This is a genomic window from Blautia sp. AF19-13LB (assembly GCF_003479105.1).
GTDB classification, from domain to species: Bacteria; Bacillota; Clostridia; order Lachnospirales; family Lachnospiraceae; genus Fusicatenibacter; species Fusicatenibacter saccharivorans.
Genome location: NZ_QUGO01000007.1, coordinates 171095 through 188199, shown reverse-complemented (window position 1 = coordinate 188199; position 17105 = coordinate 171095). Strand labels below are relative to the sequence as shown.

Sequence of the window (17105 nt, the reverse complement as noted above, 5' to 3'; positions counted from 1 at the left end):
AACGGTAGTGGCAGGCGGAGAGAAATCGGTATCCTCCACTGACATGAGGCGAGTCACAGTCGAACTATTTTCGACATGTCAGACTCTGTGAAAATACCGACTGTGAGTTGAAACAAAGGAGAAAAATACAGAAAATGGAAATTAATATACAGAGAATCAACGAACTTGCCCGCAAGGCGAAAGCAGAGGGGCTGACACCGGCGGAGAAAGAAGAGCAGCAGAAGCTGCGGAGAGAATATATTGCAGCCGTGAAAATGAACCTCCGTACCCAGCTCGACAATATTGATGTGCAGGAGAAAGACGGAACAATTGTAAATCTGGGGGAGCGCTATGGAAGCAAAAGGAAACATTAGAAAAGAAGTTTTTGCCCGAAGAAGAGCAGCCACACAGGAAGAAATTCAGGAAAAGAGCCGTATGATTTATGAAAAAATCACGGCTCTGCCGGAGTTTCTGGATGCGGACTGCTTTTTTGCGTATATGGACTTCAAAAAAGAAGTCATGACACGGGATCTGATCGAGAAGGCCCTGCAAATGGGAAAGACGGTCGCTGTGCCGCGCGTGGAAGGCGATGATATGGTTTATTATGAGATCAAAGATTTCTCCACGCTGAAATCCGGCTATTTTGGCATTATGGAGCCGGACGGCGGAAAGGTCTGCACGCGGGAAGAGGGCTTTCTGCTGGTACCCGGTGTGGCCTTTGATCCGGCGCGCCACAGAGTAGGATATGGAAAAGGATTTTATGACCGCTTTCTTGCCGCACATCCAGGGTTTACAACGGTTGCAGCGGCGTTTGAGTTTCAGCTGTTTGATGCGGTGCCGTTTGAAGAGACGGATGTTCTGCCGCAGATGCTGGTGACAGAGCAGAAGATTTACCGTTAAGCCAATTACGATAAGACAACACGAGGAGGAGACGAGTATGATGAAGCTGGAAGAAATCGGAACGAGAGCCCGCCAGGCGGAGCCTGTGCTTCGAATCATGGAGACGGAGAAGAAAAACCGTGTGCTGAAAAAAGCAGCGGAAAACCTTGTGGCAGACGCCGAAACGATTATCGCGGCCAATGCGCTGGATATGGAGCATGGAAAAGAAAAAGGCATGTCTCAGGGACTTCTGGACCGGCTCTTTCTGGACAAAAGCCGGATTGAAGCAATGGCAGAAGGCATGTGTCAGGTATCCGAACTGGACGACCCAATCGGGGAAGTGCTGGGAATGAAAAAACGCCCGAACGGTCTTCTGATCGGACAGAAACGTGTTCCGCTCGGTGTTGTCGGCATCATCTACGAGGCACGCCCAAATGTGACGGCGGATGCATTTGCACTCTGCTTCAAAACGGGAAATGTCGTGATTTTAAAAGGCGGAAGCGATGCAATCCACTCGAATACGGCGATTGTTGCCTCTCTTCGGAAAACACTGAAAGAGGAGCAGGTGCCGGAAGACGCCCTGCTTCTGATCGAAGATACCTCCCGCGAGACGACGGCGCAGTTTATGAAGATGAACCGCTATGTCGATGTCCTGATCCCACGCGGCGGCGCCGGACTGATCCGCGCTGTCGTGGAAAACAGCACGATTCCTGTCATTGAGACGGGAACCGGAAACTGTCATATCTACGTGGATGAGACAGCCGATCTTTCCATGGCAGTGGATATTATTCTGAACGCAAAAACACAGCGCGTTGGCGTATGTAATGCATGTGAATCGATTGTGGTACACGAAAATGTACGTGAAAAACTGCTCCCGGTTCTGGAGGAACGATTAAAAGAAAAACATGTGGAAATGCGCGCAGACGAAAAGGCAAGAGAATACATGCCGGAAGCAGAAGAAGCGACAGAAGAGGACTGGGGAAAAGAGTATCTCGACTACATCGTGTCCATCAAAACCGTCTCTTCCATCGACGAAGCGATTGCACACATCAACCACTACAACACAAAACACTCCGAAGCAATCATCACCAACAACTACACCCACGCCCAGAAATTCCTGGACGAAATCGATGCAGCTGTAGTCTACGTCAACGCCTCCACCCGCTTCACCGACGGCTTCGAATTCGGCTACGGCGCCGAAATCGGAATCAGCACCCAAAAACTCCACGCCAGAGGCCCGATGGGACTGCTGGCGCTGACATCGATTAAAAATATCGTATACGGAACGGGACAGATCCGAAAATAAAAGAAGAAAGATCTTGTTGTCAAAGGGCAACCCAGTTGATCCAGTGACCGATTGCTGACGACCACCCGTCACCCGATCACTGACCAACTCCCAACTGTCCCTTTTCTGGATCAACAGCCCAGACAACAGCCGCATTGTTCACCTTCTTCGGACTTGGAAGAATCGAAGGTCTTGGAATCGGAACGGTAGCAGCTGCTTTTACGATGGGAAAAGGCATTGTGCTGATGGGAAAACTGCTGGATAAAAAGTTTGCGTTTGTCTCCGTTTTATCACCGGAAAGACCGTAAAATGCAGGGCTGATATTTGATCGTAAAAAATTAGAAAAAAAGGGAAAAGTCAAGAGTAAATGCGAAAAAAATTAAATAAATTTTATTAGGCCCCCAAAAGGGCGTCCATTTGCTCTTGAAATACTGCACTGGCTGGCAAAAATCCGAGGATCTTCCGCGGGTAGTTGTTCAGCCAGTTTGTTATTGTCTGGATCACTTCGGCGCCGATCTCGTCGAAGTTCGTCCCCTTTGGCAGCCAGCGGCGGATCATCTTGTTGAGGTTCTCGTTACTTCCGCGCTCGTATGAGCTGTACGGGTGGCAGTAGTAGCACTTCGTCCGGGATCCCTCCGCCAGTATGCTGCGCTCTATGCCGGGGCAGTCCGCAAACTCGCTGCCGTTGTCTACGGTGATCGTTTGGAACACGCGAGGAAAAAGCTCGCCCCATTCCTTTTCCAGATCGTCGAGGGCTTGCACTACGCTGGCCGCGCTCTTGTCCGGGAGCTTGGCCGTGATCTCGTTACGGGTGAGCCTCTCGGTCAGGACGAGGATCGCAGCCTTGCCCGGTCTGGCACTCACTACAGTGTCCATTTCCCAGTGCCCGAAGGTGGAACGCTCGCCGATTATCTCCGGGCGCTTTTCTATACTTTCGCCTTTCGGCGCGCGCTTCTGAGTCTGTACCTTGTGGTAGCTGCGCTTCTTGTCACCCTTGACCGGGAGGTTTTTGTTTGTGAGCCTGAGGAAGATCCCCTTCTCGATATAACTGTAAATGGTGTTTTTACTCTTGATCTCTGTGTTGAACTGGAGCCCTTGCGCCTTGATTTCTCCCAGCACGGCCTCCGGGCTGTACTTTTCGTCTGCGATCTTGGTTTCTATATATTCAGCGAGGCGGTGATCGTTTCCGATTTTCAGGTCGGCGCCTTTGGCCGCAAGGTTGGCCCGGTATTTCATTTCGCTGAGGTCTGAACTGTATCGGGTTTCCTCTGTCCAGTCACTATTCCGGTGCGTGTACTGTCCGCGCTGCAGCTCGCGGTATATTGTGCTAATATGCACGCCGACAGCTTCCGCGATCTCTTTCGGAGTCTTGCCGTCATTGTTCAGGGTTTCGATCCGGATCCTGTCGGATTTACTTAAGTGTTTGAATCTTCTCATGGGTTTACCTCCAATATACAAAAAATGAGGGGCAGCCGAAGCCGCCCCCTTGAATGTGTGGTGCTTATTTCTCATACTCTGCTAAAAGCTCGGACGTTTCCGCGTCTGTCACTATATCTGAGAGTTTACAACTCAGCGCTTTACAGATCCGCAGCAGCGTGGAGAGTTGCGCCTTGCTTATATCCCGGTCGCCCTGTTCGTATTTCTGATACATTCGGACGTTTACCCCGGCGGCTTCCGCGAGCTGCGACTGGGAGAGGCCAGCGGCCTGTCTGAGCTTTTGCAGTTTTTCGTTTTTATAATTTACCTTTACCGTGATTTCCATGTGTCGGCCTCCTTCTTGACTTTGTTGTAGCCGGTGGATATAATAAAGGCGGTGGGTGGGAATTTCCCACCGCCGAACCTTTAGGACTGCTTAGGTTTTTGATTTGGCTTTATTGTTATCGTGATCCGTTCCACCGCTTCACTTCTTAAAGCCTTTTCGAGAACTTCGAGCAGTTCTTTTGTTTGCTTTTCTTTCTGTTCGTCCACCGTTGTGCCCTCCTTTCGTTCTTTCTGTTTTCCTCCTTTTTTCTTACTCAGGTTTTCCCTTACCTTGTAATATTATTATACACCCATAGGTGTATATAGTCAAGCTCATTTCCTTTATTTTCGCGCTTTTTCGCATAAAAAAAAGAGGCGGTTTCCCGTCTCATTTTTCATATTCCAGCAGTGTGCAAACTGGCACGCCGAGCACTGTCGCGAAGTAGCTCAGCTCGAAGTCTGGCACAACGCGGTCGCCGGTTTCGATCCGGCTCACTGCTTTCTGGTTCAGATTCAGCCCAGCCAGTTGTAGCTTGGCGGCGAGCTGTTCCTGAGATATTCCCGCCTTTTCTCGGAGGGCCCGGATCGCAGGGCCGGAGGCGTTGCACGTTCCGTTCGTGTGCTTGTAGAGTTTCAAACTTTCACCCTCCTTTATCCCAAACATGACTGATAGCTTCTTGACTTTACCATGGCCGGGCGCCTATAATTATCCCAAACATGACTAAAAGCGAATAGACGCGAAAAAGAATTAGGAGGGCATGGCATGGTTGGAAAGAAGGGCCCGTTCGGCGGGTTTTGTAATTATGGAATTTTTGGGATCTGGGGAAAAGATCCGGGGACAGGAAAGAAAAAGTACAAAAAGGTGGACGCCGTTTCGGAAGCGGCAGCAGTAGAGAAGGCGGCGACTCTTGGCTGCGTGGATCCGCAGAGTGTCGAGGTGATCCCATTCCTCCCGCCGTCTGAAAAGCAGCAGCGGTACGCCGCAGATCTTGGCGTTCGTTTGCCGGAAGGCTGCACGGTTGTGGATGCCACCGCGTTGATCAGCAGGGCGGAGAGTGGAAACGATCCGGATCCTGCTCCCGGTCTTGTGGAGTATGCTCAGAGTTGTGGCGTTTGCTTTTCTACGCTGGCCGGAGAGGGCGGCTTGCTTGACTGTATGGTTTGCCAGCTTCCAATCAGGGAGAAGGCGATCCTTTTCGCCCATGCGGTTGCTGCCAGCGCGGCCGGTTCCGGTCTGGTGGATCCTCGAAAAACTCCGCAGTATTTGAAGTTTTGCCAGTTTGCCGATCAGGTGGCGGCGGATCCCGCTCTTGCGAAGTCGGTAGAGGGCCGCGATCGCTACGACTTCCAGAAGCCAAACACGAGATCGAAGGCATACAAGGCGGCGCTGGCCTGCTTATAAAAAATAGCCCGGTAGGAGATAACACTCCCGCCGGGCTTTCTTTATGTCCTGAACATGTCAGGGGCCTATTCTGTTTTAGATTCAGCGGCCGGAGCTTCGGCTGCGAGCTGCTGCACCGCAGTAGTGGCGATCGTTGCCGCTACGCTTGCCGCGGTTGTTGCTGCGTCGGCCGTTGCTGCCTTGATCTGGGACTCGCTGGCGGCCTTGGTTTCTCTGCATACCTGCTCGATCTTGGTTTCGAGCCATGCGTCGAAGTCGCCGTAAATCTCACGGAGGGCGGCCACGGTTGTGTCGCCGAGGATCTCCAGCGTCTTGTTTTTGGACTTCTCGAAGGCTTCGAGCTGCTTCTCTTTGGTGAATTTGCCCTCGGCTTTCAGTGAGTCCGCGAACGTCTGGGCCGTGTAGGCCACGGCCTGAGCTACGGCGTCCACTGCCATGTTCATGTATTTGGTGGCTGTCTCATTGTCCAGATCTTTCTCGATCTGGGCTGTCTGGCGTTTGAGCAGCGCCACGAGGTAGGCGCCACCGGCAGTAATGAGCAGGCAGAGGATCGGCGTCGCTGCGTTGAGGATCTGAGTCATAGCTTCGTTCATGGTGTTGGTTCTCCTTTCTGTTTTCTCCCGGATAGTACGGGCAGTTTTTACAGTCTGCTGCGTCGCACGGTGAGCCGTCCCACTCCGCGAGGGAGCGGATCCAGATCACATGGACGGCCATGGCCACGATCAGCAGCAGGACACTGGCAGCCGTGCTCATTTTGAGACGTTGGCCGCGTCCACCCAGCCGTAGACATTGGACTGGCTGTCAGTGTGTACGATATGGTACGGGTGCTTTGCGCCCTTCACAATTCTGGTGACTTTGGCCGGGCCAGCTTTCGGAGATCCGGCAGCAGTTGAAGCTGCAGCGCTTCCGTAGTGAGGGCCACCAGAGAACTGAACCACGTCGCCGACTTTGATCTCAGAGCTTGCAGATCCGGCAGCGTTTCCGCCGTCGGTCGTTACGATTGCGTCGAAGTCCTTCGCTTTCAGCTTTTTGACTTCGGCGTCGGCGTTTTCTTTCTTGGAGTAGGCTCCAGTCTGCACCTTGTAGAAGCCGCCGGACTGTTTGAGAATAGCGTCAAAACCGGCAGCTTTCACCTTTTTGAGCTGAGCGTCAGCGTTTGCCTTCTGCTTATAGGCTCCGGTCTGGACGTAGTATTTCACGCCGGAACCGCCGGACGGGGTATTATTTCCGCCGGAGTTGCCGGAGTCAGCAGAGCCGAGCAGTGCGTTGATTCTGTCTGCGAGCTCCCCATATCTGGAATAAAGCCAGTCGCCGGGGCACGATTTATTCGCGAACCAGCGGTGCGCGGTGAGTACGATCTCGTTCGCCTTCGGCTCGTATGCGAGAGCCTTCTCCTTGCTGCCGAGCCAGAGCACCTTTGTTTTTCCGTTTCTCTTGCAGATGTCAGCGCAGAGCTTGATCAGTTTCTCGTAAACTGCGGATTCCATGGCGTATGGTTCGGCCTTATCGCTGGCGCACTCGATCGTGATCGCTCGCTGGTCGTTTGCGTTGCTGGAGCTACACCAGCTCCGGTTGCACTCGTCCACGATCAGGCAGACGCGGCCGTCGTACCCGATCCCGTAGTTGCAGCTTGCGTCCCTACCTTTAGGGAAGCAGGCGCCGATCGTTTCGGCGGATAACTGGCCGACTACGCAGTGCGGAGTCAGGCGGTCGATCGAATGGGTTCTTTTTCCGCTGTGGTTAGGGCTGTAAACTGTGCAGTCCACTAATGGGCTATTGCTCATGGTTTTACCTCCTTGTGTGTCGTTGGTTGTCTTGGTTGCGTATTTGTCGAAGTAGGTCTGCCCGTAGCTGGCCCGCTTCGTCTGGACGCTGGCGCTCTGATCCTTTGGCTGTTCATATTTGAGCAGCACGGCGTCGGAAGCCTGTCTCACGCTGGTGGCTTTTTTCAGCACGGACAGCACGGCGGCGTAGCTTTCGGCGAGTTCTTTCCAGAGGAAGCCGAGCTGAGTCTCCAGATCTCCGATTGAGGCACCGGCAGCCTTGACATAATTCAGGAGCGCCTCCTTACGGCTCCAGAATGTCCACTGCGCGAGGCCGTAGCCTGCGGAGTCATGCACGAAGCCGGTATACTTTCCGGAGTCCACCGCGTCTGTGTAGTCGTCGTCTGTGTAGCCGAGTTTTTTCTCGTAGGTGTTCTGGAGATTGTGAGGGTTGAGCCCGCTCTCCGCGAACAGGTTCCCCATGAGTCCGGCGGCCCCGTATGAGTTCAGGCCCTTGCCGGTGAGGAAATTCCAGATCTTTTCCTCGTTGCTTTTTCCAGTGAGTGACATGTTCCACCTCCTTAGAAGTCGTTGAAGTTGTCCGCCTCTGGCTGCACGCCGTTGGCGTTCATCAATTTGATTTTGTTTTCAGCCTTGGCCTTCGTGTAGTAAAAACCGGTCGCACTCGCCATTTCAGCGAACACGGCCGGGATCAGGTAGGCGAGGGCTGAGGTGTCCATGGTGGAGTAAATAATCCAGCAGGAAAAGACGGTAATTAAGATCGTCACGATTGATACGCCGCAGAAAATAATTTTTGAAAATTCCACCTTTTTGCTGGTGGCTGCAGCCTCTCTCATTCGTTTGATCTGCTTCCGGAGCCGACGGTTTTCGACTGCCAGCTCTTGGATCCGTTCCTCCGGATCTGTTCCGGTTTCTACCGGTTCCAGTGTTTCCTCGGTCATGGTGTCACCTCCTTAGCTTTCATAAATGGACTCGATCCCCTGCCTTGTCAGGAAGTCCTTCTGCTCGTGTTTGACTTTGGCGGCATAGTCGAGGGCCGCGTGCATATCACCGTTGCAGTGGGCGTCCGGGATCCGCTGCACGGCTCTGGCCGTGGCTTCTCCGAGGGCGATCGCAGCGTTCACTCCTTGCACTAAAAAAAGCTCCTGCTGTTCGTGGAGCTTTTCGCGCTTGTCCTGAGCTTCTCGTCGCTGTTTTTCTTCTTCCTCCAGTTTCTTGCTCTGTTTCTGGATTTTCTGCTCGATACACCAGAAGCAGAACCCAGTGATCGCCGAAGGAAGGCAGGCGATCAAAACTGATTCAATTCCCATTGTGTCACCTCCTGCGGCAGCTCTATGTCTGCCATTTCTTTGCGTTTGAAAATAATATTTTTCTCGATCCATTTCTGGAGCCCGTGAGTGGAGCAGTGGCTCATAAGTCCGAAGTAGCTCTGCATGGTCGCGTCTACCGCGTCGAAGTCGATCAGCCCGGCCTCGTACTCTTTCGCTATGTAGCGCATACGTGCCTTCATTTTCTTGACCGACTGAGCTGTCGGTTTGCGGTACCCCGGATAGATTCGGCAGCCCACGAAGGTGATCCCGTGCTTGACGAGTCCGATCGTGGTTTTGCTGTTCAATTCGAGGTGCAGTACTTCGTTCAGATACTTCTCGATCGCAGTCCTCCACCGGTTCAGGGTGGCCGCGTCAGGATAGAGCAGTGCCATGTCGTCCATGTATCTGTCGTAAAAATGGGCTTTCAGCTCGTGCTTGATATACTGATCCAGCTCATTGAGGCAGACGTTCGCGAGTAGCTGGCTCGTGAGGTTTCCGATCGGCATACCTACCTCGAACAGTCTTTCAGACGGTGGGATCTCGTCGGCGGACTTCCCCGGAGGTAGTCCGAAGGGCGTATGGTCGCAATTTATAATCGTTTCCATAAGCCAGAGGTAGCCGTCCTCGTTTGGGAACTTCCGGCGGAGTATGTCGAGCAGTACCCTGTGATCCACCCGGTAAAAATACTTTGATACGTCCAGTTTCAGGTAGTACCATTTGCCCGGCTTTCGATCCACGAGCGTGCACCAGTATTGAAGCCGGTCGGCTGCTCTGGTGGTTCCTTTTCCCACCCTGCACCCGTAGCTGTGGTATATCATGCCATTGTCGAGGTGCTGGTTTGTCTGGAGGTAGATCGCCCACTGCACGACACGATCCCGGAAGCCCAGAGCCATGACGAGCCGTTTCTTCGGTTCATGGACGTAGAACTGCCGGTACCGGCCCACTTTGTAGGTGTGCCAGATCAAGTCGTTTTGTATGCCGATCAGGTTTTCCTCCAGATTCGCCGCGAAGGCGGTCACGTCGTTGCGGTACCACTTCTCGCTTGCTGCCTCGTGGTATGCGTCCAGAAGATTCTCCCACGAGTATATTCTCTCCAGAAGGGAGGGCTGGTTTCTTGGATCCATGTCCTCGTTCCTCCTTGTGTTGTCATAATTATGGCCCGCGTTGTGACATTCCTCGGCGAGATCTTTCCTCTGCGGCCGCCACGCCGCAGGATCCGGATCCCCCTTCTGCCCGCATAGCAGACAACGGCCAGCCTGCGCGGTTTGCTCGGTGTCCCCGGTGGCCTCCACCGGCAGAGCAGCACGAGCGTATATCTTTGGCCTTGTCGGCCGGGAAATGCATCCCTTTTGCCTTGGTGTTTCTGCTGGGCCTTGGCCCTCAGAAAATAAACAAATAAGGCAAGAGCGGCACGGAAGCCGATGTTCGTGTTCGCATTGCTGCGGGAGTTGTTGCCGTTGAGGTAGAACACACCAGCGTTCGCACCGTTGTTCCAGTTGCCCCCGCGATACACGCAGCGCCTCCTTTATCTCGACACATTCCCCACGGGCTTTACTCGTTCGACTTTTTCCAGCCGCCGAGCATACGCCCGATTTCGTTCAGCTCCTTGCTCCATATCTCGTGGAGCCCCGGAGAGATCAGGCGATCCTCCGGAGAAACTGCCGTGTCTACGAGAGAGCGCAGCACGTCCAGCTTGGTGTCCATTTTGTTCTGGAGTTCTACCCGGCGTGAGCCTCTGGCCCGGTTGGCCTCAATGCAGAGCTCCAGCATATCCATGAATGCCGCCGTCATGTGTTTGCGATACTCGAATTTTTCGGGTTTCCTCATGTTTGCGGTGCGTTCGCTCACCCGGATCATGCTCCGGACGATACGCTGCCGCAGTTGTAAGTTGTCCATGTTGTTACTCCTTAAAAGGGTAGAGGGTGGCTTGGTGGGCCACCCTCGTGCCAGATTTTCAGATTGCCAGATTACCGGATTTCCGGGATATAAGCGGCACGGAAGCCGATGCCCGTGCTCGCACCGCCGCGGGAGGGGCTGCCGGAGAGGGCGAACACACCAGCGTACGCACCGTCGGACCAGGCGCCCCCGCGAAACACGCAGCGCTCGGCTACGCCGTTATTCCACCACATGTAGTCGCCCTCGTATACGTCCGTAGTGACGTCAGAGTCAGGGAGAAGGGCGAGAGCGCGCAGCATAACCTTGGCAGCGTCTCCGATCGAGCTGTCGGCAGTAACCTGATAAAAGGCGCAGCTTCGGCTTTCATCTTTGGCGTTGGTGATCGAAGTGGAGTACGTCCACTTGTTGTTCACATAGTCCAGTTTTACGGTTTTACCGGAAACATGGGCGGAGCTGTCGGTTGTCTTGCTCTCAGGATCCACGAGGGCGCCGTCTGCGGCGTTGATAGCCTTCCAGCATGTGCTCGTTGCGTTCTGAGGGTTGTCCGGATCGGCTGCGTCGTTATTTGCAAGGATCTGGAGCTCGCCCCAAACAAGGCGGATTCCTCCCTGCCATTCCCACACGTTACCGTTCAGATCCCAGATACCGGCCATGGTCTTGTCGTGGCTCCACGAGATCGGGCCGGTACCGGTTGCGACTCTTGCGATCTTGTTGCTTTCGTAGTAGCTCGGCACGGCTTTGTAATTGCTTTCGCGGCTGTCTTTGCCGTAGTTGTTGTTACCATACGGGAGGAAGCCGTTTTTCTTGCACCAGAGAGCGATCGCGGCCCATTCTGCGTTAGTGCTCAGGTGCCAGCCTGCGCCCTTGGCCTCGCAGCGTGCGCGTGCGGTGTCGAAGTTGATACTTGCGGTCGGATCTTCTGCTGGCAGACTATACGCTACGGAGTTGTAAACTTTAGCCTGAAATTTTCCATAGTAGAAGCCGGGAATTTCCACGCCGTTGACGATAAAAGCCGGGTGGGTGCTGTCATTTCCGCCGGTGAGCACGTCCGAGTTCTTAAACTTCGGGATATACACCAGAACGGAAGGAATATCGGTGTCGTCTGTCTTGACGACGTTATTCGGGCAGATCATTTTCACTGCCAGAGTTGTGAGGTCAAAATTTGCCATTTTCTTGTGCTCCTTTCTGCTTATTCAATACTCCAGAGGATCAGCTTCACCTCTGCCATGTCGAGCGGGTTCTTTGTACGCTCTACGGTCTGGCGGTTGGTGTCGTCGGATTCGTCGGCGCCTTCCTCCGGTTCGATCGGTGTCTCGGTGTAGGTTGCGGCCGGGATCTCGATCTGGGCCACATAGCGGCCGCCGGGCTGGGTGCCGAGCATGAGATCACCGCCGCGATCCATGCACACGTCGAGGGTGCGGGCCTCGTCGCCCTGATACTTTGTAACCTTGACGCTGAGCGCGTCGTCGTCGAAGCTGAGACGGTAGCCGTCCTGCTCCCACTGGATCTTTTCGCCGGTGTTCTTCTCGATCACCTGCACGTCGTTGATTTTTGCCATGGTTTATTTACCTCCTTTGATTCTTAAAATAAGGGTGGCGCTCTCGGCGCTTCCGTCGTACCTGACCTTGAAGCCGTTGAGCTGCTTGTCGTAGATCTGGATCTCGCCGACATTTCCGGTGTGGGCCTGAATATCCACGTCCACGGTGTAGTCTGTGTTGTCGCGAGTGATCGCAAGGCTCACGGTCTTGGCGGAGTTGTTGAACGGATAGCTCGCCGTGTTTTTCAGTTCTACGACGTGGCGCTCGATCTCTGTCTGAGACTGGAGCTCTCCGGCTGCGATCAGGAGCATGGCAGCGGCCACGCTGGCGTCTGTGATCCCGCTCTCCATGTTGTTGAAGTGGGCGGCGCTCTGATCGGTTCCGGCCTGAATGACCTCGCCGCTATCGACGTCTACCACTTTGTCGAGCCATTTTGTTGCGTTATACATGTGTCTGCTTCCTCCTTCCTTTATGCTGTGACTTCATAGATCGGGATCGTGATCTTGATCATGGTTCCCTGTCCGGCCACTTTGTTGATAGTTCTCTGCTGGTATGCTGCCTGCTCCCCGTAGGTGTCGATCAGACGGGAGGCGTTGATCGTGCAGGCGATAGAGTCCAGCGTCGGGAACGTCGCCATAACTACCACGTTTTCGCCTTCGATCTTTTTCTGGTTGATCGTTCCGCGGTGCCATGTGCCGTTTGTCTGAGCCTCGACATAGGCGAGAGAGCGGAGCCACTGCTGCCGCCTTCGTCCCATGTAGGCTTCGCCGAAGTATGCCATTTTGTGCCCTCCTTTCGGTTTATTCCCCGCAGCGTTTAGTTCCGCATTTTACGAACGGATAGCAGAACAGGGCCGCCTTTTCGTTCGTGGCTGCTGCGCGTTTTATAACTGAGCCCAACGTCCCCGGCCGTGGAGTTATTCCACATTCAGGGTAGTTGTAGCGGAACACCTCGGTGTCAGGCTCGGCTGCAGCCGCCTGCTTTACGACGGCGCCGAGTGTTCCGGGCTGCGGATATGTTCCGCAGGTTATCGTTCCGGCGTGAGTGTAGCCGTATAGGTACGGTTTCACTTCCGGATCTGTTTCAATGCTCGGCTTTATCACGAAGCCGATCGTGGCCGTTCGCGGGTTGGTACCGCATTTCACAAAATCATAACGGTGTAGCTCCGTGTTCAGCGCACACTCAATACCGGGATCCGGCCCCTGTTGCCAGTAATAGAAAACGCCCGCGATATGCGAGCGCACATTTTTGGCAGCCTGAACGGCGTCAACAAATTTATTAAAATTTTCGCTGTCGGTGTTCACGTTCGTGGTTAGAGCTGCGAAGGTGTACGGGGAGTCGTCCATTTCGAACCACTCCATGACATACCCTTCGCCGAAGTATGCACTGATCAGGCGCTCAACGGCCCACTTTGTACCGCGCTTTCTTTTGATCTGCTGCGCGAGTTTGATCGTGTTCCGCTTCTCTGTCAGGCTCATGCCTTCGGAGTCGTACCAGTCAATGTCCAACTCCCACGCCATTTCGTTGCATTCCGCTTCTGTGAGCTCGCCCACCTTGTCCCATGTGCGGATCGTGGCCAGACGTTTGCCCGGCTCACCTATGAGTTTGTTCACAGCCTTGCTGAGTGCGATCGCTGCCTCGTCGTCCTGCATGAAGGCGGGCAGCAGTTTTATAAAATCCATGTTTGACACTTTCATGCCGCCCATGCTGTCCACCTCCTTTATCCTTTGACGATATGCTTCACGGTCTTTTTACCGGAGAACTTGGCCACGGTCGTGCTGTTTAGCTCGGTGTATTCCGGTTTGATGATCTGCACGCGGGTGGCCCCGATCAGATCGTCGGCCCAGTCAGGGCAGAGGATCCTCTTCCAGAGCTCGTCCGGGTTTATGTCCTGATTCAGCGTGGAACCCTGCCAGTTGATATACCGATCAATGGCTCCGCCGGATCCCTCCACGTTCTGCACCACTTCGGACTCGTTGGCCTTGGTGGTGTAGTAGGTGAGCTCTATGTCATACTCGTGAGTTTCCGGAGCCTCCACCGTTACCATGTCAGTGAGAGGGCGAACGTCGTCCGCAGAGCAGGCGGCCAGCACGTCGGCCAGCACTTCCTCGCTCGGAAGCTGTCCACCGGCGCAGATCGGCACGATCTTGACACGGCCGTACATATTACGGACGATCTGGATCTTTACCGTCTCAGCTCCAGCGAGAGATCCGGAGAGTGAGAGAGTCAGAAGCTCGTCGGCATACTCAGCCGTATAGTCGGCCCCTGCTGTGGCTTCGGATCCGTCACTCAGGAAAACCACCAGAGTGTCCGGTAGGAGATTGGCGCCGCCTTGGAAGGCGTGCCCGGCGTAGGTTTTCAGGGTTCTGGTGATCGTTTCCTTTTCGGATTCCACCACCGCGTCCGTGACGAGAGAGTTCGCGGACAGCGCCCAGTATTTGTAGGCTTTGGCCGGGCCTGCGGTGCTGAGCTTGTTCTCAGCTTCTCGGATTCTTTCACGGTACGGTTCGTCCTCCTCACGGTCGCCTCCGCCTTCTGTTATGGTCAGGTTTGTTACTCCGTCGAGTAGTGGAACGTCGGAGACGTCCACGATCTCTGAGATCTCGCCCTCGTCTATGTTGTTGTAGTCCGTGCCGCCTTCCTCGGCGGTTGCTGCCACGTCCACATAGAGGCTGCCTGCATAAAGCACGGCCGTGGTGTCTGTCAGGAAATAGTGAACGAAGTCACCAGTTACCCGAAGTCCGGCCGGTATGATGATATTAGAGCCCACCGCTTCGGTAACTGTGAACCGTAGGGTGGTAGTGGCATAGGTAGGATCGAGACGGATCACGTCTCTGTTTTCTCCCAGAGCGTCCAGAACGGGGCCCCTTGCATATCGGAGCATTTTCTGGCGGCAAGCGTCGTTCACTGTGTTGTAAACCGCGACGATCACCTTCGCCATAGTGTCGCCGAAGATCCGGCGCTCGTCTCCGGGGTAGAGAGGTTCGCCGACGCCGTTCTCTAATTCTTCCAGCATGTCAGTGTAGACCGTTTCGTCGGTTGTCTCTATGAATTTGAGCTCGCTCATGCGTCCTCGTCCTCCTTTCTTTGGATAATGTTCACGATCATGCCGAAGTCGCCAGAGAAGGCGGCCGCCGGATCCGAGGTGATACTGTCAGACTCCACGCGGGGCTCGAAGGTTTCCAGAACCCACTCCGCGTCAGCCACGGCCTCGTCGGTCGCGTTCGGTTTGTCGATCAGAGTCCCGTCAACGCCGCGCACGCGATCGTATGCGACTTCACCGCGGACGATCCTCAGTAGATTGGCGGCGCACACTTCCGGGCTTCCGTTTCCGCTTGCTCTCATGGCGTCACCTCCTTATGCGAGAGTTACTTCGGACAGATACACCCAGCTATTGATCCCGTTAGGGTGGCCCAGCAGTACCTTGTTTTGGCTGCTCTTGATCTGGCTCACCTTATGCTTTCGCTGTTTTACCCAGCTTGGGATCTTCTGGCCGGTTGCGTACCTGCTGCCGGTCGGTTTCACATAGTCGCCGACTTTGATCGTTTTCTTAGTGGCCTTTTTAGCCGCTGTGTTGGTTGTTTTCTTGACGGACTTCGAGGAGGTGCTCGCTTTCACATTCAGCGCGGTGGTGCTTACCTTTACGCTGGTGGTGGCCGGATCGTATTCCTTGAACGTGAAGGAAAGAGTGGCCAGAAGCAGCCGCCCCTTGCCGTCCACCTTTGTGTTGCTTACCGCGACTTTTCGGAGCTGGAGCTTCGGCCCCAGTTTCTTTCCGCCGAGATAGAAATAATTCACTTTTGTGACGAGAGCCTTCCAGCTCTGGATCTCCGCCCATACGTCAACGCCTGCGCCTGAGTGCAGCACGGTGGTGAATGAGAGAGGGAAAAGCTCGGTGCCTCGTTCGTTAGTCGTCTTTTTGTCCTCGGTGCTGGTGTTTTCGTCGGCCACCTGCTCGTAGGAAAAGGCCAGCCCCTCCAGCGCGACGACTTGCTTTGATGATACGGCCCATTTTTTTGAGCCCCACTGTGCCATTGTTGGCATGGCTGCACCTCCTTAATTTGGTTTTTTAGTGGATCCGCTGCCTGTTTCGACGCCTCCGTGGGTGTGCCCGCTCAGGCTTATGCCGCGAGCTGTGACGTCGCCCTTCGGTACGTTGATATTACCGGCCGTGAGGCTCGGCAGGTAGCACCCCCATTCACCGTCCGCCCGGCCCAGCAGTAGCCCGGTGGAGTCGTCAAACTCCACATAAACCACCGCCGTGCCTTTTGAGAGGTTTCCGGTGGATCCGCGGAGGTGCCACGGGATCGTGATCTTTGCGGTTGGTTTGGCTCCGGCGTCAGACGGTACAACGCGGGCCGTGTTTCCCGATATGCTGGCGATCGTGCCTTTGTTGATATTTCCCATTAGTAGCCCTCCAGAATGTGCCGGAAGTAGATCGTGGATTTATTTCCGACAAAATCATGCCGGACTTTATACACAAAAACGGTACCGTCCCACATGGTTGCCCTTGGTGTTGATAGTGTCAAAATGCTGGCGGCTGCATATCCGGTCATAAGTGACTTAGAAAAGTACCCGGAGCGGGCGAACTTGTTCGCGTTCCGCAGTAGCCCCTTGGCGAAGCGTGCCGCCTCTGCATTGCTGGTTACCTGAACAGGCACCGCAGGGCGGAGCACTGAGCTGTTGGAGCTGTCGGCTATAAATTTTCCGGAGTAGCTTCCGCTTGCAATTTCGCAGGATCCGTACATTCCGCCCCGGTTGTCCTCATAGGAGAAAACGCCGTTTTCATCTACGGAGAGGCTACCGGCTGGAGTCTGGCCCTCTATGTACTGCTCGTTATATGCCAGCAGCTTGCCGTCAAATATAAGCATTTGGCAGCCTTCCAGAGTGCAGAGCCGGTGGAATAGGGCGAAGTCTGTCTCGTTGTCCTGCTTGATATACGGGTAAACCTGATCCGAGCAGCCGTAGTTCTGGAATGTTAGCCCGTGATTTCCTGCGAACTCATTCGCCAGTTGCAGGAACCGGACGCCCTCCCAGCTTTTGCTCTTTTTTGTCTTGCCGCTTTTCGGCATGGACATGGCCCGGATCGTAAAAAGCCCGTTTTCTGGTTTCATGGAGTGTACGAACATTTTCCCGGTATCACTCGCGTCTTCTTTGAATTGCACGGTGTCACCTTCGGCCGGTTGCCACTTGCTCCATGTTCCCTTGGTGTCGTTGAAGCGGATCACGAGGGTGTCGGCTTGCTTTTCCGCGAACATTTCATGCACGCAGTAGTTCACCGACACGTCCCCG

Annotated in this window: 25 protein-coding genes; 5 read left to right on the top strand and 20 right to left on the bottom strand. The window is 54.4% G+C overall.

The window, feature by feature from the left end:
- Nucleotides 1-134 precede the first annotated feature (134 nt).
- From DWX32_RS19850 to DWX32_RS19580, 4 genes are all read left to right on the top strand, one after another.
- Nucleotides 135-353, top strand: a complete 219-nt coding sequence (locus DWX32_RS19850; RefSeq protein WP_055267865.1) for a DUF896 domain-containing protein — start codon at nucleotides 135-137, stop codon at nucleotides 351-353.
- The gene (locus DWX32_RS09300) at nucleotides 331-879 is read left to right on the top strand and encodes a 5-formyltetrahydrofolate cyclo-ligase (protein ID WP_055228183.1); all 549 of its coding nucleotides are present in this window, start codon (nucleotides 331-333) and stop codon (nucleotides 877-879) included. Before DWX32_RS19850 ends, DWX32_RS09300 begins: the two co-directional genes overlap by 23 nt.
- A gap of 40 nt (nucleotides 880-919) precedes the next feature.
- Complete coding sequence (locus DWX32_RS09295; protein WP_055267915.1) at nucleotides 920-2164, top strand: glutamate-5-semialdehyde dehydrogenase; 1245 nt, start codon at nucleotides 920-922, stop codon at nucleotides 2162-2164.
- A gap of 134 nt (nucleotides 2165-2298) precedes the next feature.
- Entirely contained in the window at nucleotides 2299-2451 is a 153-nt protein-coding gene (locus tag DWX32_RS19580; RefSeq protein ID WP_156338179.1) for a DUF6198 family protein, read from the top strand.
- A gap of 85 nt (nucleotides 2452-2536) precedes the next feature.
- Here DWX32_RS19580 and DWX32_RS09290 read toward each other — a convergent pair whose 3' ends face one another.
- The 4 genes from DWX32_RS09290 to DWX32_RS09280 all read right to left on the bottom strand — a co-directional run bounded on the left by DWX32_RS09290 (nucleotide 2537) and on the right by DWX32_RS09280 (nucleotide 4520).
- Nucleotides 2537-3580: an IS30 family transposase gene (locus DWX32_RS09290; protein ID WP_199671274.1), complete on the bottom strand. Its 1044-nt coding sequence runs from the start codon at nucleotides 3578-3580 to the stop codon at nucleotides 2537-2539.
- Between the two features lie 64 nt (nucleotides 3581-3644).
- Complete coding sequence (locus DWX32_RS09285; RefSeq protein WP_004220730.1) at nucleotides 3645-3905, bottom strand: helix-turn-helix domain-containing protein; 261 nt, start codon at nucleotides 3903-3905, stop codon at nucleotides 3645-3647.
- Between the two features lie 80 nt (nucleotides 3906-3985).
- The gene (locus DWX32_RS20450; RefSeq protein ID WP_004220727.1) at nucleotides 3986-4111 is read right to left on the bottom strand and encodes a hypothetical protein; all 126 of its coding nucleotides are present in this window, start codon (nucleotides 4109-4111) and stop codon (nucleotides 3986-3988) included.
- Between the two features lie 160 nt (nucleotides 4112-4271).
- On the bottom strand, nucleotides 4272-4520 hold the full coding sequence (locus DWX32_RS09280) for a helix-turn-helix domain-containing protein (RefSeq protein WP_009299062.1): 249 nt from the start codon (nucleotides 4518-4520) through the stop codon (nucleotides 4272-4274).
- A gap of 126 nt (nucleotides 4521-4646) precedes the next feature.
- Here DWX32_RS09280 and DWX32_RS09275 point away from each other — a divergent pair, with 126 nt between their 5' ends.
- A complete protein-coding gene (locus tag DWX32_RS09275; RefSeq protein ID WP_118043803.1) occupies nucleotides 4647-5285 on the top strand; it encodes a hypothetical protein in 639 nt (212 codons plus the stop codon).
- Between the two features lie 65 nt (nucleotides 5286-5350).
- On the opposite strand, the gene DWX32_RS09270 is transcribed toward DWX32_RS09275, so the two are convergent.
- From DWX32_RS09270 to DWX32_RS09195, 16 genes are all read right to left on the bottom strand, one after another.
- Nucleotides 5351-5878, bottom strand: coding sequence for a hypothetical protein (locus DWX32_RS09270; RefSeq protein ID WP_005933351.1), 528 nt, complete (start codon nucleotides 5876-5878; stop codon nucleotides 5351-5353).
- Nucleotides 5879-6034: 156 nt separating this feature from the next.
- Nucleotides 6035-7618 carry a phage tail tip lysozyme gene (locus DWX32_RS09265; RefSeq protein WP_118659743.1) on the bottom strand — a complete coding sequence of 528 codons (1584 nt, stop codon included), beginning with the start codon at nucleotides 7616-7618 and terminating at the stop codon, nucleotides 6035-6037.
- An 11-nt stretch (nucleotides 7619-7629) separates the two neighbouring features.
- Nucleotides 7630-8010 carry a hypothetical protein gene (locus DWX32_RS09260; RefSeq protein WP_118659741.1) on the bottom strand — a complete coding sequence of 127 codons (381 nt, stop codon included), beginning with the start codon at nucleotides 8008-8010 and terminating at the stop codon, nucleotides 7630-7632.
- A gap of 12 nt (nucleotides 8011-8022) precedes the next feature.
- Entirely contained in the window at nucleotides 8023-8379 is a 357-nt protein-coding gene (locus DWX32_RS09255) for a serine/threonine protein kinase (protein WP_118043805.1), read from the bottom strand.
- Nucleotides 8358-9503 (bottom strand): reverse transcriptase domain-containing protein, encoded by a 1146-nt coding sequence (locus DWX32_RS09250; RefSeq protein WP_243037576.1) that lies wholly within the window; start codon nucleotides 9501-9503, stop codon nucleotides 8358-8360. The genes DWX32_RS09255 and DWX32_RS09250 overlap by 22 nt, the downstream gene beginning before the upstream one ends.
- Before the next feature lie 427 nt (nucleotides 9504-9930).
- Entirely contained in the window at nucleotides 9931-10275 is a 345-nt protein-coding gene (gene avd / locus DWX32_RS09245; RefSeq protein ID WP_004220709.1) for a diversity-generating retroelement protein Avd, read from the bottom strand.
- Between the two features lie 71 nt (nucleotides 10276-10346).
- Nucleotides 10347-11444 carry an SUMF1/EgtB/PvdO family nonheme iron enzyme gene (locus DWX32_RS09240; protein WP_118659737.1) on the bottom strand — a complete coding sequence of 366 codons (1098 nt, stop codon included), beginning with the start codon at nucleotides 11442-11444 and terminating at the stop codon, nucleotides 10347-10349.
- Between the two features lie 20 nt (nucleotides 11445-11464).
- A complete protein-coding gene (locus DWX32_RS09235; protein WP_118659735.1) occupies nucleotides 11465-11833 on the bottom strand; it encodes a hypothetical protein in 369 nt (122 codons plus the stop codon).
- A gap of 3 nt (nucleotides 11834-11836) precedes the next feature.
- Nucleotides 11837-12262: a hypothetical protein gene (locus DWX32_RS09230; protein ID WP_118659733.1), complete on the bottom strand. Its 426-nt coding sequence runs from the start codon at nucleotides 12260-12262 to the stop codon at nucleotides 11837-11839.
- Between the two features lie 20 nt (nucleotides 12263-12282).
- Complete coding sequence (locus DWX32_RS09225; protein WP_004220698.1) at nucleotides 12283-12594, bottom strand: hypothetical protein; 312 nt, start codon at nucleotides 12592-12594, stop codon at nucleotides 12283-12285.
- 19 nt (nucleotides 12595-12613) lie between these two features.
- Nucleotides 12614-13519: a phage tail protein gene (locus DWX32_RS09220; RefSeq protein ID WP_118659731.1), complete on the bottom strand. Its 906-nt coding sequence runs from the start codon at nucleotides 13517-13519 to the stop codon at nucleotides 12614-12616.
- A gap of 14 nt (nucleotides 13520-13533) precedes the next feature.
- A complete protein-coding gene (locus DWX32_RS09215; RefSeq protein WP_118659729.1) occupies nucleotides 13534-14880 on the bottom strand; it encodes a baseplate J/gp47 family protein in 1347 nt (448 codons plus the stop codon).
- Complete coding sequence (locus tag DWX32_RS09210; protein WP_118043811.1) at nucleotides 14877-15158, bottom strand: early E1A protein; 282 nt, start codon at nucleotides 15156-15158, stop codon at nucleotides 14877-14879. The genes DWX32_RS09215 and DWX32_RS09210 overlap by 4 nt, the downstream gene beginning before the upstream one ends.
- 12 nt (nucleotides 15159-15170) lie before the next feature.
- A complete protein-coding gene (locus DWX32_RS09205) occupies nucleotides 15171-15857 on the bottom strand; it encodes a hypothetical protein (RefSeq protein WP_243037575.1) in 687 nt (228 codons plus the stop codon).
- Between the two features lie 12 nt (nucleotides 15858-15869).
- On the bottom strand, nucleotides 15870-16220 hold the full coding sequence (locus DWX32_RS09200) for a hypothetical protein (RefSeq protein ID WP_118659727.1): 351 nt from the start codon (nucleotides 16218-16220) through the stop codon (nucleotides 15870-15872).
- Nucleotides 16220-17092, bottom strand: a complete 873-nt coding sequence (locus DWX32_RS09195) for a phage late control D family protein (RefSeq protein ID WP_243037574.1) — start codon at nucleotides 17090-17092, stop codon at nucleotides 16220-16222. Before DWX32_RS09195 ends, DWX32_RS09200 begins: the two co-directional genes overlap by 1 nt.
- Nucleotides 17093-17105: the final 13 nt, after the last annotated feature.